At 52.9% G+C, this 18,384-nt stretch carries 18 protein-coding genes; 15 read left to right on the plus strand and 3 right to left on the minus strand.

The features are described from left to right. Positions 1-108 precede the first annotated feature (108 nt). A complete protein-coding gene (locus K8942_00120) occupies positions 109-2,175 on the plus strand; it encodes a hypothetical protein (protein ID UPA22610.1) in 2,067 nt (688 codons plus the stop codon). 49 nt (positions 2,176-2,224) lie between these two features. Here K8942_00120 and K8942_00125 read toward each other — a convergent pair whose 3' ends face one another. Further along, positions 2,225-2,617, minus strand: a complete 393-nt coding sequence (locus K8942_00125; GenBank protein UPA22611.1) for an adenylyltransferase/cytidyltransferase family protein — start codon at positions 2,615-2,617, stop codon at positions 2,225-2,227. A 107-nt stretch (positions 2,618-2,724) separates the two neighbouring features. On the opposite strand from K8942_00125, the gene K8942_00130 reads away from it, so the two are divergent. The 14 genes from K8942_00130 (at position 2,725) to K8942_00195 (ending at position 17,061) form a co-directional block, all read left to right on the plus strand. Further along, positions 2,725-2,970 (plus strand): hypothetical protein, encoded by a 246-nt coding sequence (locus tag K8942_00130; protein ID UPA22612.1) that lies wholly within the window; start codon positions 2,725-2,727, stop codon positions 2,968-2,970. Positions 2,971-2,975: 5 nt separating this feature from the next. Then, the gene (locus K8942_00135; protein UPA22613.1) at positions 2,976-3,737 is read left to right on the plus strand and encodes a prepilin peptidase; all 762 of its coding nucleotides are present in this window, start codon (positions 2,976-2,978) and stop codon (positions 3,735-3,737) included. A gap of 234 nt (positions 3,738-3,971) precedes the next feature. After that, entirely contained in the window at positions 3,972-4,412 is a 441-nt protein-coding gene (gene smpB, locus K8942_00140) for an SsrA-binding protein SmpB (GenBank protein UPA22614.1), read from the plus strand. Between the two features lie 48 nt (positions 4,413-4,460). Continuing rightward, positions 4,461-5,057 carry a recombination mediator RecR gene (gene recR, locus K8942_00145; GenBank protein UPA22615.1) on the plus strand — a complete coding sequence of 199 codons (597 nt, stop codon included), beginning with the start codon at positions 4,461-4,463 and terminating at the stop codon, positions 5,055-5,057. 423 nt (positions 5,058-5,480) lie between these two features. Further along, entirely contained in the window at positions 5,481-5,873 is a 393-nt protein-coding gene (locus K8942_00150) for a response regulator (protein UPA22616.1), read from the plus strand. A gap of 294 nt (positions 5,874-6,167) precedes the next feature. After that, positions 6,168-7,721 (plus strand): GspE/PulE family protein, encoded by a 1,554-nt coding sequence (locus K8942_00155; GenBank protein ID UPA23132.1) that lies wholly within the window; start codon positions 6,168-6,170, stop codon positions 7,719-7,721. After that, the gene (locus K8942_00160; protein ID UPA22617.1) at positions 7,696-9,642 is read left to right on the plus strand and encodes a type II secretion system F family protein; all 1,947 of its coding nucleotides are present in this window, start codon (positions 7,696-7,698) and stop codon (positions 9,640-9,642) included. Before K8942_00155 ends, K8942_00160 begins: the two co-directional genes overlap by 26 nt. A gap of 134 nt (positions 9,643-9,776) precedes the next feature. Continuing rightward, complete coding sequence (locus tag K8942_00165; protein UPA22618.1) at positions 9,777-11,003, plus strand: prepilin-type N-terminal cleavage/methylation domain-containing protein; 1,227 nt, start codon at positions 9,777-9,779, stop codon at positions 11,001-11,003. An 87-nt stretch (positions 11,004-11,090) separates the two neighbouring features. Continuing rightward, complete coding sequence (locus tag K8942_00170) at positions 11,091-12,542, plus strand: hypothetical protein (GenBank protein ID UPA22619.1); 1,452 nt, start codon at positions 11,091-11,093, stop codon at positions 12,540-12,542. Further along, on the plus strand, positions 12,539-12,955 hold the full coding sequence (locus K8942_00175; protein ID UPA22620.1) for a hypothetical protein: 417 nt from the start codon (positions 12,539-12,541) through the stop codon (positions 12,953-12,955). The genes K8942_00170 and K8942_00175 overlap by 4 nt, the downstream gene beginning before the upstream one ends. After that, entirely contained in the window at positions 12,952-13,596 is a 645-nt protein-coding gene (locus K8942_00180) for a hypothetical protein (protein UPA22621.1), read from the plus strand. Before K8942_00175 ends, K8942_00180 begins: the two co-directional genes overlap by 4 nt. Positions 13,597-13,727: 131 nt before the next feature. After that, positions 13,728-14,177, plus strand: a complete 450-nt coding sequence (locus tag K8942_00185) for a type II secretion system GspH family protein (protein ID UPA22622.1) — start codon at positions 13,728-13,730, stop codon at positions 14,175-14,177. Between the two features lie 95 nt (positions 14,178-14,272). Further along, the gene (locus tag K8942_00190; protein ID UPA22623.1) at positions 14,273-14,725 is read left to right on the plus strand and encodes a type II secretion system GspH family protein; all 453 of its coding nucleotides are present in this window, start codon (positions 14,273-14,275) and stop codon (positions 14,723-14,725) included. A gap of 107 nt (positions 14,726-14,832) precedes the next feature. Beyond that, positions 14,833-17,061: a PAS domain-containing protein gene (locus K8942_00195; protein UPA22624.1), complete on the plus strand. Its 2,229-nt coding sequence runs from the start codon at positions 14,833-14,835 to the stop codon at positions 17,059-17,061. 85 nt (positions 17,062-17,146) lie between these two features. Here the strand turns inward: K8942_00195 and K8942_00200 are convergent, their stop codons facing one another. Together K8942_00200 and K8942_00205 are read right to left on the minus strand one after the other, a co-directional pair. Beyond that, positions 17,147-17,602 (minus strand): hypothetical protein, encoded by a 456-nt coding sequence (locus K8942_00200; protein UPA22625.1) that lies wholly within the window; start codon positions 17,600-17,602, stop codon positions 17,147-17,149. Positions 17,603-17,866: 264 nt separating this feature from the next. After that, positions 17,867-18,283 (minus strand): hypothetical protein, encoded by a 417-nt coding sequence (locus tag K8942_00205; GenBank protein UPA22626.1) that lies wholly within the window; start codon positions 18,281-18,283, stop codon positions 17,867-17,869. Positions 18,284-18,384: the final 101 nt, after the last annotated feature.

The following is an 18,384-nucleotide window of genomic DNA, read 5'->3' on the forward strand; positions in this document are numbered from 1 at the left end:
CTGTATCGCTCCTTATGTACAACCTACAACCCTTCCTTCAAAAGCAAATCAAAACACATACAAATCAACGTGACGTCACCCACTATCCACGCTACCCTGTCCTACCGTATGGACATCTCCGTCCGAACCGGACACACACGGGCTCAGCGCGACATGACACTTGTGTCTCTGCCTTTTGAAAGCATGCAGAAAGAGCAGGTGTGTTTGCTGATGGAAGTGCTCGGGAAAGACGATAGTGCCCGCACGATTGTTCACGAATGTGAACTGATTGTGCAGCATGCAGTGTTGGAAGCGGAGGGCGATGCCGCAGAGCGTCTGGATAGTGCACTCAAAGAAATGAATGGTCTCCTGAAAGGCATGCTTCTCTCGGGGGCGGTCCAGGACGTTCACATGATTATCGCAATTATGGATCGTAACGATGTGCTCCACATTTCCCATGCGGGGCGTGCGGAGGGGTATCTCATCCGCAAAGGGATTGCGAGCCAGATTACGGAATACAGCGGCGGCAAGCCGACACCCGCATTCGTGCACATCGCAAGCGGTGCTATTGAGCCAAACGATATGCTGGTCTTTTCAACCCAGCGCTTGCTCCGGTCACTCACGCCGGCACAACTTGCAAAGCTTGCAGCAAACCGCGACACCGTTCTGGAAATGCTGGAGCGTGCACTTGAAACAGACAGTGAACATGCGGCACTCGCCACCCTCGATTTTGCACCGAGCGGCGGCAAGGCATTCATCGACGAACCGCTTCGTGGCAGAGAAGAGACACGGTCTGTCCCGCGCTCCCGCAGGGGGCAGCAGCAGACGGTCCTCGAAAAAATCGTATCCTTCCTCCCGTCATTCGCAACGATCCGCTCCTCTATTCCGTCGGTAGAAACGGTGCGCTCCCATCTGCCGTCCAAAGAAGCGATGGATAAGGTCAGCAAAAAAGTAGCGAAAGGCGGTACGTCGTCACTCTCCTTCCTTTCCACGATCGGTTCCATGAAATGGGTCGGGACTGTGAAAGACCGCTTTACGGAACTGATGGCCGATCTGCATCATCCGAAGCGTCGCAAACGCGCCCATCTCCTTCTGATCGCCAGTGCTCTCGTGATGCTCCTGGTCATTTGGGCTGTGGTGCACCTCTTTACCAACAGCCAGCGCAGCAAGACCAGAGCCGACCTCGAGGCACTCGTCACGCAGATCAACACAGAAATCCAGACAGCGGATAACCGTCACATTATTGGCGATGCGGATGCAGCAAACGCCATCCTCGACAATGCTGCCGAACATGCAAAGCAGGTCATGGACAACCAGTCCGGTCTCTTCCGTCAGGAAGCATTCAATCTTCTGGAGCGTATCCGCAGCAAAAAAGAGGAGATCAATAACATCGTCCGCATTTCCCCGCGCCTGGTTGCAAACCTCTCCACTGATGTGCCGAGTATTCAGGCAACCGGCCTGATCGGCATTGCAGACGGTGAATTCGTCGCCTTCGACAAGCAGAATGCATACCGCGTTCTCCTGAACTCCGTCGAAGACCCGCACAGAATTTCCGATGACGCTCCCGTCATCGACGGCGCATCTTTCTCCCGCTTCCAGTCCGAAGTGTTCCTTGTCAGCGGCAACGCTGTGACAGAAGTACAGAACGGCCAGGCTATTACCATGAAAACCGATGATCCAAAGGGGTGGGTCACCGGCCGCGCCATCTCTGCCTACCTCCGCTTCCTGTACATCCTCTCCCCCGACAACAACCAGATCTACAAGTATGAGCGCCTCAACAACCGCTACGGCCCGCCTGTTGAATATAATGTGAACGGCAATCTGCAGAGCTCCCTCGACATGACCATCGACGGCAGTGTGTACGTGCTGAACCAGGGTGGCACGCTCCTGAAACTCTTCCGCGGCGAGACCCAGCCGTTTGTCATCCGCCAGGCTCCTGCAGATCTCCTGAAAGACGCGACCAAGCTCTTCAAGGTGGCAGACCGCAACTTCTATCTGCTGGACCCGACCCACGCCCGCGTGATTGTTCTCAGTGATGGTGGTCCGACGGGTGAGTCATCGTACGTGAAGCAGTATGTGGTGGAAGGTGAGCAGGTCGGCACGCTGCAGGATCTGTATGTTGATAACGATGAGGCGCATTTGTATGTGATGGACGATAAGCGTATTTATGTGATTGATCTGAGCACGACGCGTTAAAGGGTTATGGGTGATTGGTTATGGGTTATGGGGTTTTGGAATTCCCCCTTTATTTCTTGATGTGTTTACGCCTGATACTGCTTTTGTGAATGTGGGGGTCGAAGCCTGGCAAGCGCTCTACGGCATACGGAAGATCATCGTCGGTGATGCCGGGTGGCAGCTTCTGATCATAGCCCAGGAGAATCAGATCCGGATGGATCTCGCGAACCGGCTTCAGAAAATCCTCACCGTCTCCCAGAATGACATGCGCCGCAGGGAATGCGTTTGCAATCGCGTCCTTGCGGGCATCTTCGGTTTGTAACGGCGCACGGCCTTTTATTTTCAACACATTGCTATCGCGCGCAACAATCACGTACAAATCCCCTCTCTTGGATGCCTCTGTCAAAAGGAAGAGGTGGCCGGGATGGAGATCGTCGAATGTGCCGCTTACAAGAATGCGCATAACAGAATCATAGTCGAAAACTTTGGAATCCGCGCACATCTTTCTCATTGTTCCCCATAACCCATAACTGGTAACCCATAACCAATTCTGCTATACTGATACGAAACATGCACATCCTCACAAAACTCTACCGTCTGCCTTTCGTCCGCAATATTGCCGGTGCCGCCTTCGGTATGGCAGTCGCGCTTGTGCTCTATGGCGTATACGGCGTCGGCAGCAGGGTTGTTGCAGCGTTGATTCCAGTGGACGCCCCATCAGAACAGAACAATGATGTGAATGAGGAAGGCGCGAGGAATGCCAAACTGATAGAGACTGCATTGCGTGCAAAAAAGATTGCAGAGGAGGTACACTGAGCGGCATGTCCGCCATCTTCCTGGATCCCATTGTCGCCATCCCGCTCCTGGCCATTCTCGGTCTGGTGTTTGGAAGTTTCGGGAACGTGCTGATGGATCGCGTCACCTCGGAAAAAAGTATGGGAGGGCGGTCGCACTGCATGAGTTGTCATCGCATTCTCACGCCGTGGGAACTGGTGCCGGTCATCAGTTTTTGTGCACTGCGCGGCAAGTGCTATCAGTGCAAAGCACAGATTCCCTGGGAATACACACTCATTGAATTACTCGGTGGTGCGCTCTTTGTGGTTGCCGGCATGCTCACATCGTATGCGCTGCTGCCTGCACTCTTTCTTGCGCTTGCACTCTGGTCCATGCTCCTCATCGGCATTGTCGATGCCCGCACGCAGCTTATCCCCGATCTCCTGACAGCCGTCCTCGGATTGAGCGCGCTTCTCTATCACGTCTTTCTCGGTGATGTTGTCTGGACCGGCGCCCTTCTTGCGTTCGCGTTTTTCGGGCTGCAGTGGGCCCTCAGCCGCGGCCACTGGGTTGGCAGCGGTGATATTCTCCTCGGCATCGCACTCGGGCTCCTGCTTGGCCCCTGGCAATACGTAGTGGTGATGTTAATGGGTGCATACATTGTCGGCGCCCTTCTTGTTTCCGTCTTACTCGGACTCGGGTCCATCTCCCGCACACAGCATATCGCCTTCGGGCCGTTCCTGGTCGTGGGCACAGTCATCTCGCTGTTGTTTGGGGAGGTGATCTTACGGGTAGTGTGGCCAATGTAAAAAAAATCGGACTCACTCATGGAGAGGAGCCCGATAATATTCTACGCCAGTCGTGAGGCCACTAAGGGCTGTTCGCTGGCGATGAGCTTCTATTCTCTTCGGGAGGACAGGAGTTCACCGCCAAGAACGATGACTGACGAGGTAATTCTATGGGTTTTTGGCAATTTGTCAACTATTTTGTACACTGTTTCACGCACAGAAACTCCCCTACACTGCCATTCTGCAATTTCCCCTATGAAAACAGTCGCAAGTAACCGCCGGGCACGTTTTGACTACGACATAGTCGAAACCATTGAGGCTGGGCTGGTGTTGACCGGTCCGGAAGTGAAATCCTGCCGTTTGGGGCATATCGACTTAAGTGGCGCCTATGTCTCGTTTTTACATGACAAACCTGCGCTCAAGCAGTGCAAAATCTCGCCATATCCGTTTGCAGCAGCCACAGAAATCCTGCCGATCGGGCGGGACAAGCCGTTGCTCCTGAAAAAAGCGGAGGCGGAAAAATTGCAGACACTCCTCAGCCAGAAAGGAATCAGCGTTATTCCTTTGGAAGTGAAAGCAGGAAAATACATCAAAGTGGTGATTGGAATCGGTAAAGGACGGAAGACGATTGATAAGCGGAAAGTGATTAAAGAAAGAGATATCAAAAAGAGATTGAAGAAGGGGGAGGAAATTTGAGGATATTTTCTCTGGCTCTTCCCCTTCCCTTCGCCCTATTCTCTTCTCATGTCTTTGCTCCCGCCCCAAATCACCCGCACGATTGAAGAGTTCCAGAAGCTTCCGGGCGTCGGTGCGAAGTCGGCGGAGAGACTGGTGTTTCATCTTCTCAGAAGTTCCCGCGCCAATCCGGAGTCGCTCGGAAAGGCACTGATTGAATTGAAGCAGCAGCTGCGTTTTTGCCGCGAGTGTCAGATGGTGACGACGAATGAACGGTGTGTAATCTGCGAAGATCTGGGTCGTGACAAGAGCATGATTCTGGTGGTGGAAGAGCCGCTCGAAGTGGTGGCGTTTGAAAAGACGCAGTACAAAGGCGCCTACCATGTGCTGCATGGCGTGCTCTCGCCTATCGATGGCATGGGCCCGGAACAGTTGAAAATCCGTGAGCTGATTGAGCGCGCAAGAGCAGGGGGCATCCGCGAAATTATCATCGCGACGGACCCGGATATTGAAGGTGAAGCGACTGCAACCTATTTGCGCGAACAGTTGAAAACCATTGTCCCGAGCATCACGCGCCTCGCGCATGGGCTCCCCATGGGGGCGGATATTGAATTTGCGGATCAGGTCACACTGAGAGAGGCGCTGGCGGGAAGACGGTCACTATAAAAATGGCCCCTTTCGAGGCCTGGGTTCTTTCTTCCTCACCTGTGCTGTTATTTCTGGCGGTACTTTTTCCGGGGCTTTTCTGTTGAAAATAAACCCGCAAAATATGCCGCAGAAACCAATCCAGCCACCATCACTATCCATGCCCACCACGAGTCGCCAACAGGGTTCCCAGCGTGTCCGCTGATGCCCAAAAGGGTTGAACCGGATAACATAACGGCGGAACTGACAAGGATGCCTACAATCTGCATAAAGCGCATGCCATTCTCCAAAGAAAGGATCAATCAGAACGATGTGCTCTGATGTATTAGTATAATAATACATATGAATAGTATGTCAATTACCGATGCTCCCCCCCCATCTCCCATGCCCCATTGCGGAAATGAGGCTTTTTTGCTATACTGAAGAGAAATATTTCGCAGCCTCATGCCAAAAGAAAAACCAACATCCACCACCAAGGCAAAGAAGAAAATTCTCATTGTGGAAGATGAGAGGCCTCTTGCACATGCGCTCGAATTGAAAATGATGCACGAGGGATACGACACGCACGTTGCATCGACCGGTGAAGAGGGTTTGAAAGAAGCATCAACCGGAAAGTACGATCTCATTCTGCTCGACCTGATTTTGCCCGGGCTCGACGGCTTTACGATTCTCGAAAATCTCAAACAGAAAAAATCCAAAACAATGGTGATTGTGCTGAGTAACCTGGGACAGGATGAAGACCGCAAGAAAGCGGAAGAATACGGAGCGAAACAGTATCTCGTGAAATCCAACGTCCCGCTCGCTGACATTGTAAAAGTCGTAAAGTCCATCCTCTAAAAAACCCAATCACCAATTTCCAATAACCAATAACCCGCACCCATCATGGCTCTCACAGATGCAGAACTCGGGAAACTTCTTCTGGATTTAAGCTACCTGTCTGCAGAGGATGTGAAGCGTGCGGAGACGCATGCAAAAGCGCACAGCATGACGCTGAAAGATGCGCTGACAGAGCTCGATCTCCTCAGTCAGAATATTTACGAAAGTGCGGTCGCGGAGTACTACCACTTGTCCTACTACGATCTCTCCACAAACCCGCCGTTGCCGGAACTGGTGGACCTGTTGCCGGAAGATATCGGCCGCAACTACAGCGCGATTGTCATCAAAAATGAGAAGGACAAAATTGTGGTTGCAACATCTGACCCGACAAACAAATTTCTGGAAGAAGCGGTACGTCTGAACTTCGGTCAGACAATCGCGATTTTTCCGGACAAGGAGAGTACTGATAAAAAAACAACCTCACGCAAAGCGGCTGCGCATTTTTCTTTCTCCAAACAGAAGGTCGAAGAGCGCAAAAAGTACACAGGAAAAATTGAATTCGCGTACACCGCGCGCAAAGGTCTCGAAGCGTTTTTCGTACAGTACAGAAAGCCCTTGGCGACACGCTTCCAGCAGATTATCGATGCCAACAAAAAAGTCGCTCCGGAAATTCTCGAAGAAATTTTCAACGATGCCATCGGTCTTCGCGCATCCGACATTCACTTCGAACCGCAGGACAAAATTGTCGTTGTGCGCTTCCGCGTGGACGGCGTGCTGCACGAAGCGGGTCGCATTCCGAAGGAATACTACGAAGGTGTGGTGAACCGCATGAAGATTGCGGCGAACATGCACATCGACGAACACTTCATGGCGCAGGATGGTGCCATCCGTTACGACACCGGTAACGGCAACACCATGGACATCCGCGTCTCTATTGTGCCGATTGTCGACGGTGAAAAGATTGTGCTGCGCCTTCTCTCCGAGTACGTGCGCTCCCTCACTCTCGCAGACCTCGGTTTCTCGGAAGAGCACCGTGCTGTGCTGGAGAAAGCCAGCCACAAACCGTTCGGTATGATCCTCACGACAGGACCCACAGGATCAGGAAAATCTACCACGCTCTACGCGCTCCTGAAGCTCCGCAATCACCCGGACGTGAACATTTCCACCATTGAAGATCCGGTTGAATACAAAGTGCCGGGCATCAACCACATTCAGGTGAATACCGAAACAAACCTCACATTCGCAAACGGTCTCCGCGCTCTGATGCGTCAGGACCCGAATATTATTCTCGTGGGAGAAATCCGCGATGGTGAAACCGCATCAATCGCTGTGAACGCTGCGCTCACCGGTCACCTTCTCTTTAGTACACTCCACGCAAACGACGCGGTGACATCTGTTCCCCGTCTGCTGGAAATGGGCGTCGAGCCGTTCCTTCTGGCATCCACTCTCGAAGTCGTGATTGCCCAGCGTCTCGTACGCCGCATCTGCCCGAACTGTCGCTATAGTTACTCTGTTTCGCAGAGCGACATCTCGAAACTTTTTCCGAATGCATCCAAGTTCTTCGAAAAGAAGAAGTCCACCCTGCTCTATAAAGGGAAGGGATGTGAGGCGTGCGGCGGCATCGGCTACTCCGGACGTATCGGTATTTATGAATTGCTCATCATCACACCCGAGGTAGAGGAACTGATTGTGAAGCGCTGTTCCAGTGCGGAGATTGAAAAGGTTGCCCGCAGTAAAGGTATGCGTTCACTCTTTGAAGACGGATTCGACAAAATGCTTGCGGGCGCCACCACGCTCGAAGAACTGCTTCGCGTCGCAAGTCCTCCTTCTGCTCCTGCCCCGCATGTTAAAGAAAACAAAGCAGACTAAGTCTGCCGCCCCCGCCGGCATGCATCCGGGCTCCGTCAATCTTGTCGGCATGCTCCGCAAAATGGCGCCGTTTTTGTTCGCAAAAAAGAAAAAGGTACAGCCGCATGAAGTGGCTGCAAAAAGAACAGCAGCAAAGCCCGTACATCACGCCAAAGCAAAACCGCATCCGCATGCGCTTAAGGGAAAAGAAAAAGAATCGAAGCCGAAAGGATCTCTGGTCGTTGCAAAGAAAGAGGAAAAAATGACGGACGATCAGGTGGCTGCAACCAAAGAGGCGCTGATGGAAGAGGAAGGATTCATGCAGAAGGTTGTGAAAACCGGCCCCACGGCAACTATCACCACCCCCAAAAAGAGCTTGTGGTCGATGTTCGCTCGCGCGCCAAAAGAGGAGGATGCACTGTTGCCTGCTGTATTGGCCCCAGCGGCACAAGAAGAAAAGCTGACACAGGAGGAACTCAAAGATGATCAATTTTTGAAGCATGTCGAGCAGAAGCGCTCAGACAGCGTGGTCGGGACCGCAACCGACGATCCGGATGCGCCGCCCCCACCGGATTTGGGTATCCGCCCGAAGACTGCTCTGGAAGCGTTTGCGGGTGGAACGGAACAGGCGCCATCCCCACAGGCAGATGCGGCTCCGGTGAAAGGGAAAATCATCTCTGCTGCACAGCTGAAAAAAGAAGCACAGGATGCCAAAGAAGCGGCAACCCGCATTGCCAGGCAGACAGAAAAAGAGATGAAAGAAGAACAGGAAAACAAAGAGGCGGGTAAAAAAGAGGAGCCTGCAAAAGATGTGCCTCCCCCCGTACCGCACGCCAAGCGTGTCGGGCCGCAGCAGTCGAATGGATTCCAGAAATTCATCGCATCGGTCGGTCACTTCGGCATGGGAAAAGAGCGCATGCAGTTCATTGAAAATCTCGCCACCATGTTGAATGCGGGGCTGCCGCTCATTGATGCACTGCGCACACTGGGCATGGAAACGCGCAACAAAGGTTTCCGGAAAATCATTATCCGCATTACCGAAACGGTCGAAAACGGAACACCGCTATGGCGTGCTATGGACGCGGAAGACTTGTTCTCTTTGCATGCAATCGCTCTTGTACGCATAGGTGAAGAGGCCGGTAACCTCGCCAAAAACATGGAGTACCTCGCGGCACAGGAAACCAAGGATCATGAACTCGTGCAGAAAGTGAAAATGGCAATGATCTATCCGAGCATCGTCATGGTCATCATGTTTGTGATTGTGATGGGACTCGGAATGTTCGTGCTCCCCAACCTCATCGGTGTGCTGACGTCGCTCAATGTGGAACTGCCGTTCATCACCCGTATGGTGATCAAATTCAGTGACGTGTTCTCTGCATACGGACTCATCATCGCACCCGGATCGATTCTCGGTATGGGACTCTTTGTCGTTCTGGCGAAGTACACGGTACTGAAAGTGCCGGTGCAGTGGCTGGTGTTCCGCATCCCCGGAATTGGCTCCCTGCTGCGCTCTGCAACCATTGCGCGCTTTGGTGTGATTGTCGGCGGACTCCTGAAAGCGGGTGTGCCGGTGGTCGATGCCGTGCAGTCTCTGGTCGAAGTGACGCCGATTCTTGTGTACCGCAGACTCTACGAAAAACTGCGCGATCACATTACGATCGGCGACTCGTTCTCGAAGAGTTTTGCCGCTATCAAGGGTAGTCAGAAACTGCTCCCCGTGTCTGTGCAGCAGCTTGTGGTGACCGGTGAAAAATCCGGAGCGCTGGCGGACATCATGTTGAAAGTGGCCGATATCTACGACAAAAAAGCGAGCGAGACCGCACAGAAACTGCCGGTTATTCTAGAACCGATTCTCCTGCTGATTATCGGTACGCTCGTGGGTACGATTGCATTCGCCATCATCGTGCCGATCTACTCGATTGTCGGAAACGTCGGACGGTGAAATAGCTTTTAGGACATGGACATTTGGGATCAGAGACGAAAGAGCGTCAAGCTGTTTTGACGTTCTGCACAAGAAGAAGCGTGAAAGGTGGAATAGAATCACCGATGAACTCTTCCTCCTTCCCCGCCCCTCCTATGAAGCGCGCAGGCTTTACTATCGTGGAAATGCTGATGGTGATCGGTATTATCGGCGTGATCAGTGGTGTCACTGTTCCGCTCTATCGTGATTACCAGGTTCGCAATGATTTGAACGTTGCCACCGAACAGGTGACGCAGGGATTGGCGCGCGCGCGTTTGCTTTCACAGTCTGCACAAAGTGATGCAGGGTGGGGATTCTACGTGCCGGCCGGCATTCTCTACAAAGGTGATTCCTATGCAACACGCGTTGCCGGAGCAGATGAGACCTATCCGATGCCGTCGACTATTACGGTCACCGGTATTTTCGACATTTCCTATACAAAAGTGAAAGGCCAGCCCAGCTCCACCGGCTCCATTATTCTGACTGCGCTCGACAGCGAACAGCGCACTATTGAAATTGAAGTGCAGAAAGAAACAATTGCTGTGGTCGAAGGGGACAATCTCACCATTTGTCACAAAATCGGCGGATCTGCAGAGCAGACAAAAGTGATCCCCGATGCGGCATGGCCGGGACACCAGAATCACGGTGACACGCTCGGTGCTTGTGCCACAGCTGCAAGTTCTGTCAGCAGCTCCCGCTCGTCATCACGTTCCAGCAGTTCAGTATCATCATCACGTTCTAGCTCGGCGCCTTCTTCCCTCTCCAGCAGCGTAGCCAGTGCAACCTGTGCTGACCGCTTCTCTGTCTCTGCCGATAACACCATTACAACAACCGGTCCGCTCAGCGTTATCTTCCAGTCACTCGGTGCACAGTTCGGATACGGAAACGGCGGCCCGACAGTGCCGGTTACCGTCAAATATTCCAAGAAAGCCAATGGAAACAGCGCGAGCAATCTCTTTAGCGGCAATGCCATCAACGGCACAGGGGGCGCAACGCAGACCGTGACCGGATTTAAAAACGGCGACAAGGTTGTCCTGAAATTCCGCGCGTACTACAACGACAACGGCTGGCTGACCTATGACAACACAGTTGTCAGCAATGTGAATAACGGATCTGTGAAAGTCCTCAGAAACGGTGATCTTGCGCCAACCATTCCGGGCTCCAGCGGGCAGCAAAGCGTGTCATCACTCCTCCAGCCGATTACGGTCAATGGCCGCATCAGCATCGGACAGTATGATGTCGTTATGATTGTGGACTTCAACTACGCCGACTGTCCTACCTGCACATCTGCTGACTTCCAGGATGGTATTGTGCTCGTTAAATTCCAGGCTCCGTCCTGCTAAATGATCATTCCAAATCCGAAGTGCGATCAGGTCCTGCATATTCGCACTTCGGATTTTTTGTTTCTATAAGGTACTCTGTCTCTCCGTATGGTTCCTGTCATCCATAGGAAACAACGGCCGGGCTATCTGCTCCTGGAAGCGCTGCTCGGTATGGCGATTTTTTCGATCTTCATGTCCGCACTCGGCATGACGCTTTTGTACGGACAGGAAAATACGGTGAATGCCGGTGACCGCACCCGCGGCGTCTATCTTGCGTCCCGTACCATGGAAGGAGTCCGGGCTATCCGCGATGGTTCGTTTTCGTCGGTGACAACAGGAACAAAAGGAGTCTGGGTGAATCCGGCAACACATCGCTGGGCGTTCAGCGGCACGAGCATGACGCTGAGTGGTTCGTACGTCACCAGTGTGACTATTTCTTCGAAGGCCAGTGATTGGCTGGCATTTACCGGGACAACCAGCTGGAAACACGGATACAACAGAGCGGGGGTTATTACGCTGACGGGGGAAGTAACTGACTGGCGATCTGCCAAATCTGTCGGCAACTGGGGAACACCGACACTGGAAGGAAGTCTGGCGCCTGGTGGAACCCCGCTCTTCAACAAGCTTGCGATTGCGGGAAACGTTGCCTATGTCACATGCAATGCAACGACGGGTTTGTACATGATCAATATTGCCAATACCGCAACGCCGGCACGACTGAATAGCGCATTTTCCATCGGTTACAGTGCGTACGATGTCGTCATCCGCGGCAAGCGCATGTACGTTCTGACTTCAGATTCGAATGCAGAGCTGAAGGTGTATAGCATTACGAACCCATCAGTCCCCACCCTTATCACCAGTTATAATCTGCCGGGGAACGGACTTGGTACATCGCTCGCGACGGGCTTTTATGATCTCTATGTGACCGCCACGTACAGCGCGACAGCGGGCCAGTATGAACTGTATGCATTTGATATTTCCAACAGCGGCAGCGTTGTCCTGACCAGTGGCATCAACGATACAGCAACCATGCATGCCATTGCCCTGTCCGGGACGTCGGCTTATATCGGCAGCGCGCAGGATACGGGAGAGCTGACAGTGATGTACACATCTGCAACCGGTGCGATCACAGCCAACGGGACTTTCAACCTGACCGACCGTACACTGAACGGTATTGCCATCGCCGTGTCGGGCACCTCGGCTATTCTCGGAACAGAAAAAGGGACAAGTATTTCCGAGATGGCGCTCTTCAGTGTCGGAAGCGGTGTGCCTTCCGCCCTGCCTGGTCCGTGGTATCACGAAACAAGCGGCAGTCTCCTGGATGTCGATATGGATCCGTACCGCTGCTACACATTCGTAGCGGTCAGCTCCGGACGCAAAGCATTCCAGGTGGTGAACATGCGCAATAAAACAACACTGCCGGAACTGTATTCCTACAACTCTTCTACCGGCCTCGGGCGCGGACTGACGTACGACGCTGTGCGTGACAGGGTGTTTGTGACAACTGACAGTGCCATTCTGATATTCAGCCCCGCTGCTTCCGGAGGAAACTGCCCATGATGCATCTACGCGCACGCAACGGCTATGTCTTCCTGGTCACGGTTCTCATGATCGGGGCGATTGCGTCGACCACACTTCTCTCCCTGCTCCTGCTTGGATGGGCGGCGGAACAGAACGGCGCACTGGTTGAGCGTTCCCAGCATGCATTTGAACTGATGCAGATTTGTGCTGAACGTTCCCTGCGCTCCCTGCGTCTTGACCCGACCTACGCGGGGAATGAAACATTCACATTCGCCAGGGGGACCTGCAAAGTGTATGACATAGGCGGCAGCGGGAATCTCGACCGCACGCTCTGCATTGAAAGCGTGAGCGGTCCGGTGACCCGGCGTGTCGAAATACAGGTGAACAGGATTTTCCCTCTTACGACTATCCGTTCCTGGCAGGAAGTCACCGCATTCACCCGTTGCACATGACCAACCGTTTCTTCCAGCGTCGGGCCGGCAGTACACTCGTGGAGCTGCTGATTTTTGCTGCACTGCTGGGCATTGTGATGGGCGCCGTCCTTCCGTTGCTCTTCATGGCTGCGGAAGACAGACTCCTGCAGCAGACTATTTCTCTCGTCGAAAGAAACGGAGTGCAGGCCATGCAGAACATTACCCAGCGCGTCCGGAACGGTGAGCGGATTATTACGCCTGCGCTCGGTATGACAGGATCGGTTCTTGTAGTGCAGACAAGTTCGGGAGCTATCAATCCCACTATAGTCGGCATCAACAGCGGCTCTCTGATTGTCATTGAGCGTGTCACCAAAGAAATCATCACGTCATCACAGGTGGCAATCACACATTTTGAAGTCAGAAACACGTCGGTATCAGACACCCATCCGAGTGTCGAAATTATCTTCAATGTCTCGCGCACCACGCGCCTCCAGCAGCCGCACTCCTACGGGGAAATATTCAGAAGCAGCATCACACTTTTTCCGAATGATCTTCCATCCGGTGCCAATGACCAATGTGTAGCGCCATTTTGCCTGCCGGCCAATACATTCAACTGGCAGATTTATGATCCGGTGTCGGCTGACTGTCTGGAAGCGACATTGCCGATGACATGTACCTAGCGCCGCATAACCCGTCCTCTTTCAGAGTGCAGTCAAGACAGAAAAATTTTACGTGCGCCCATTGTTGTTACAATAAGGTCCACTTCCAGGACAGATTCTTGTCTGTCCGATCATTCTCTTCCCTTACTTTTATGAGTTTTTCTGCTCTTCGAGCACGAAAAGGGTTCACGCTCATTGAACTCCTGCTCGTGATCGGCATCATTGCCATCCTGGCATCCATCGTCATTGTGGCGATCAACCCGACCAAGCAGTTGGCTGACGCTCGCAACGCACAGCGCCGCGCGGATGTGAACACCATCCTCAACGCCGTGTACCAGTACGCGATCGACAACAACGGTAACCTCCCGACAACCATCACCACCACCGCTCAGATGGTTTGCGCAACAGGCGCAGCTGACTGTACGGGTAAGGTCGATCTCGATGTCCTCACAGGTTCCTACATTGTCAAACTCCCGATGGATCCGCAGGTCGATTCCGCTTCCGGTGGAACCGCTTACGTCATCGGTATCGACAGCAGCAACCGCGTGACTGTTTCCGCACCTCGTGCAGAACAGGGCGTCACGATCAGCGCACAGCGCTAATCGTCCGTCTTTTAGTATCGAAAAAGTATGAGCAAACAATGCCTCCGCAAGGGGGCATTGCTTTATAAAAAGAATCATTGATAAACTGCCGGTTGATGCATCCTTCCCTTTGTCATCGCCGCGCGGGTTTTACGCTTCTGGAACTTCTGGTGGTGATCGGCATCATTGGTGCACTCGCATCGATTGTTGTCGCCGCTCTCAGCCCCACGCGCCAACTTGCATCCAGTCGTGATGCAAAGCGGCAGAGTGATGTGAATGCGATTCTGAATGCGGTGTATCAGTACACCATTGATCATAAGGGCATACTGCCCGGAGGAATCCCTCAGGGAGATACGCCGCGGGGTATTTGTACTGTCACGGCAACGAGCTGCAACAACGGTGTGAATCTGAGAATACTATCGGGTTCGTATCTGGTCGCTATCCCCATTGATCCGCGTGCGCCGGAAAACGGAACGGGCACCATGTACTTCATCCATCAGAACACAAACAGCCGTCTGACGGTTACGGCCCCGCTCGCCGAGGAAAAATCTATCGTTGTGACGCGCTAAACAGGGTTTTAAAGTCATTATAACAGCCAGAATCCCGGAACGGCTTGGCCGGCTTCTCTGGCGAAAATCGGACTTTTTTGCTATAATAAGAGGAAAACACACATTCTATGCCAGACGCACCTGCGCCGTCCCCATTGGCAGCATCACGCACCTCGATTCTGCGTCGTATGGTCATGCAGGCTGCGATTCTGACCACATTCATCATTGTGCTTTTTTCAACGGTGTCGTTCATCATCGCACAGCGCATTTTGCAGGAATCGGTGCTCACACAGCTCTCCTCTCTTGCAACTGCATCGGAGGAAGGTTTGGAACAAACGCTGTCCCTCGCACGCGAACGCGCATCCTTACTTTCAGCAAATACAGAGGTGAAGCGTGTCTTTGCGGGCCAGGCGGGATCAGCAGAGCTTGGACGATTGCTCGCCGTGTTACAGCGTGATGAGCCGGCCCTTGCCGGTATCGAAGTCTACAATGCCGGCACCCAGATTCTCGGACAGGCCGGAGAGGCTGTCGGGTTACCTGCAGAAGCACTGCGCATGCCGTTTCACCGTCCGGTGATAGGGAAAACCGGCTGGCAGTGGTATGACGCGTTTACGCCGGTATGGGATGAGCAGGCGAATAAGATTGGAATCATTGCGCTTCGCTACCGCGCTACACCATTCATTGAGCCTCTCCTGCGCCTGGCACCCGCTCTGGGTGGCAGCGCCCGCACGATTTTCGGGGTGGAACAGAGCGGTCGCATTATCGTTATGCACCCCGATAGAAATGCAGAGCAGTCCTACATTCTCTATGTAAAAACAGCCGATGATGGTGTTGCCGGTATGCCGATTGCCCGTGGCGTCTTTGGAGAGGAAGGTGTCGGACGTTTTTACGATGAACAGGGGCGCGATGCGCTCGCTGCGTACCGTGTGCTGCCTTCTCTTGGTTGGGGAATGGCGGTGCAGATTGATCGCGATACCGCTCTCCAGCAGACAGAATCGCTTGCGTTCTCTGCTGCCATGCTTGGCGCGCTGCTCATTCTCCTCTCGATTGCTCTTGCCTATCTCCTCTCTTCCGAACTGACAGCCCCGCTCCGCGGTCTTGCACGCCGCGTGTCGGAGCTGCGCCCGGGTCACTGGAAAATCCAGCAGACTGTCCGCACCGGCGACGAAGTGGAAATGCTTGAGCATCAGATTGCAGATATGAGTGTGCGCCTGGAACAGCTCTACAAAAATCAGGAACACGAAATTACACAGCGCACTGCCGCACTCCGGAAACAGTACACACTCGATCGTACGATTCTCGACAGCATTGATCAGGGTGTGATCACCGTCGACCGCAAAGGCATGATTATGGGGGTTAACCCCGCCGCCGCCCGTCTGCTTGCACGCAAGAAAGAAACAATCATTGGTACATCTGCCGTGAAGGCACTGGATCTGCGCGGACACCGCGGCACACCCCTTGGCATCACACACCCGCTTACCACCTGCCTGCAGAAACGCCGCCAGGTCCGCTCCCCTGCTGATGCACACTGGAACATCATGCGCACGGACAGCACCATGCTGCCGGTTCTTCTTGCAGTCAGTCCGCTCACTGACGGCAAAACATTCTTCGGTGCCATCATTGTGCTGCAGGATATTACAGAAGAACGCAGACTTGATTATCTCAAGTCCGAATTCATCACGCTCGCATCACACCAGCTCCGCACGCCGCTCTCCGCCATCCGCTGGTATGTAGAACTCTTTGACGAGGAAAAGAAAACACTTACAGCGGACCAGCGTTCGTACCTGAAAGAAATTGATCATGGTCTCGACCGTATGGTCGCGTTGCTCACCGCCCTTCTCCATGCATCCCATCTGGAAGGCGAAGGTCTCCGTCCGGAAATGCAGATCATCGACGCCGGCGCACTCGTCCGCGAAATGGAAAAAGACTGCGAGACGATGGCAGGCGAAGCAGGTCTGCACTGCATGCTCAGCGCCCCGCGCCGCAAGATTATGGTCAAAACCGATCCGACTCTGCTGCGTATTGTGCTGCAGAACCTGGTCAGCAATGCTGTGAAATATTCCCGCAAAGGAAAGCGCATCAGTATTGGATTTTCTGCGAATAAGAGCACTATTGTGTTCTCTGTGCAGGACGAAGGTGTCGGTATTCCGGTTGCCGAACAGAAGCGTGTTTTCCAGCGCTTCTTCCGTGCAAAGAACGTCCGCCAGATGGATACCGATGGAAACGGACTCGGACTCTACATCACGAAATCCATTGTCGAGCGCCTTGGTGGCACGATTGAATTCAAGAGCCGTGAGAATGAAGGAACAACATTTACGGTGACCTTTCCGGTGAATGGGAAAAAGAAGGCTGCGTAAAAAAGACCTCCGCGCTCGGGCGAAGGTCAAAAAAGGAAAGGAATAGTTGTTCTCCCACATCGATAATTTGGGTGCTATGTTCCGACTACGAAGCGGTGGCAGTGATGCTTTGCCGGAGCGCTTCTGTCGACGTACGTCGTCTGCCCTGCAGCAACTTTGTTTTGATCAAACAGGATTCCAGGGGCGGAGTGGCGTCGATGGTGTCGAGAATGTCGCGCATGACCATTGTATCGACGGCAAAATCCAGTTCCCATCCGACGATCTCGTCCGAGTCATTCGTCAACGCTGCAACACTCAAACATGCACCATTGAATCGAAAGATGATCGTATCGTCTGTTTCCGTTTGTTCAATAGGATCGGACGTGGCCGCTTCAATGTAGCGTCGCGTACATTCCTCTTCGTTCTTCCCCCCGATTGATCGTAAAAATGATTGGCACGCTGAGACGCTGATCGTTGCGTCATAGGCTTTTGGACCTTTCAAACCTGGCATGATTTTCAGTAATGCCATTGCCAGATCGAGGTTGCCTGTCCGGACTGTCAAACTTAGCCTCTGCATAATTTCCTCCTTGTCGGATAATAAAGAGAACACACTGTCCTCTCCCAGCACTGCACTCTTTCTAAAAAAGCGCGATGCAGGAAGGAGACCTACGGGGTTTTGAAGGATCGCGCGACACTATGGTATTGGTCAAAGGAGTTGTCAATTTTATGTGTCATACCCTGCTTTTGGGTACGTAAAATCAGACTCTGACAGCAATAGGCCGCCAGAGTCCTGAAGGGAAAAGGTGGAAACGCTCTTTTTCGTCAGTTACGTAAGGACCAGCTCATATTCTGATTCAGGTTCTAAAATATCCTCCGGAGTATCTGTATGTTTGGCATTCCAGATCTTCATTTCGCAAAAACCTTCTGATCGCAGTACGCAATATGCTGTATGCAGAGGATCTTCATCACCCATTTGGCTATGAAACCCTGCAATACAAACGTGCCAGTCGTACAGCGTCTCAAGACGCCTTTTGATGGAGAAACTGATTTCGCCATCAAGCAGAAAGATGTGCTCTGCATTACAGCTGTAGGACATCTTGGGAATGCTGCATGTGATCGCGTTGCTCCGCTCCTGCAGCCTGTCTATTGGCATGCACCGTCGGACGGCCTCCAGGAAATGACGGATGGCATTCGTCGTACTGACTCCTTTCGTAAAAATAAGTTCCCATGCCATAATGATCATACACAGATCATCCGTAGTGAATTCCAGACGTGTTCTCAATTCTCCAGCTCCTTTGCAGGTCATGAAAATAAAAGAGAGTGACCTCTCCTCCCAGCGCCACC

The sequence above is a fragment of the Candidatus Peribacteria bacterium genome, from assembly GCA_023038255.1.
GTDB lineage: Bacteria > Patescibacteriota > Gracilibacteria > Peribacterales > Peribacteraceae > CALREJ01.

Bases quoted from the DNA above. Each gene is read 5' to 3' on its own strand.
- K8942_00120 (UPA22610.1), top strand. From the start codon at position 109: ATGGACATCTCCGTCCGAACCGGACACACACGGGCTCAGCGCGACATG.
- K8942_00125 (UPA22611.1), bottom strand. From the start codon at position 2,617: ATGCGCATTCTTGTAAGCGGCACATTCGACGATCTCCATCCCGGCCAC.
- K8942_00130 (UPA22612.1), top strand. From the start codon at position 2,725: ATGCACATCCTCACAAAACTCTACCGTCTGCCTTTCGTCCGCAATATT.
- K8942_00135 (UPA22613.1), top strand. From the start codon at position 2,976: ATGTCCGCCATCTTCCTGGATCCCATTGTCGCCATCCCGCTCCTGGCC.
- smpB (UPA22614.1), top strand. From the start codon at position 3,972: ATGAAAACAGTCGCAAGTAACCGCCGGGCACGTTTTGACTACGACATA.
- recR (UPA22615.1), top strand. From the start codon at position 4,461: ATGTCTTTGCTCCCGCCCCAAATCACCCGCACGATTGAAGAGTTCCAG.
- K8942_00150 (UPA22616.1), top strand. From the start codon at position 5,481: ATGCCAAAAGAAAAACCAACATCCACCACCAAGGCAAAGAAGAAAATT.
- K8942_00160 (UPA22617.1), top strand. From the start codon at position 7,696: ATGTTAAAGAAAACAAAGCAGACTAAGTCTGCCGCCCCCGCCGGCATG.
- K8942_00165 (UPA22618.1), top strand. From the start codon at position 9,777: ATGAAGCGCGCAGGCTTTACTATCGTGGAAATGCTGATGGTGATCGGT.
- K8942_00170 (UPA22619.1), top strand. From the start codon at position 11,091: ATGGTTCCTGTCATCCATAGGAAACAACGGCCGGGCTATCTGCTCCTG.
- K8942_00175 (UPA22620.1), top strand. From the start codon at position 12,539: ATGATGCATCTACGCGCACGCAACGGCTATGTCTTCCTGGTCACGGTT.
- K8942_00180 (UPA22621.1), top strand. From the start codon at position 12,952: ATGACCAACCGTTTCTTCCAGCGTCGGGCCGGCAGTACACTCGTGGAG.
- K8942_00185 (UPA22622.1), top strand. From the start codon at position 13,728: ATGAGTTTTTCTGCTCTTCGAGCACGAAAAGGGTTCACGCTCATTGAA.
- K8942_00190 (UPA22623.1), top strand. From the start codon at position 14,273: ATGCATCCTTCCCTTTGTCATCGCCGCGCGGGTTTTACGCTTCTGGAA.
- K8942_00195 (UPA22624.1), top strand. From the start codon at position 14,833: ATGCCAGACGCACCTGCGCCGTCCCCATTGGCAGCATCACGCACCTCG.
- K8942_00205 (UPA22626.1), bottom strand. From the start codon at position 18,283: ATGATCATTATGGCATGGGAACTTATTTTTACGAAAGGAGTCAGTACG.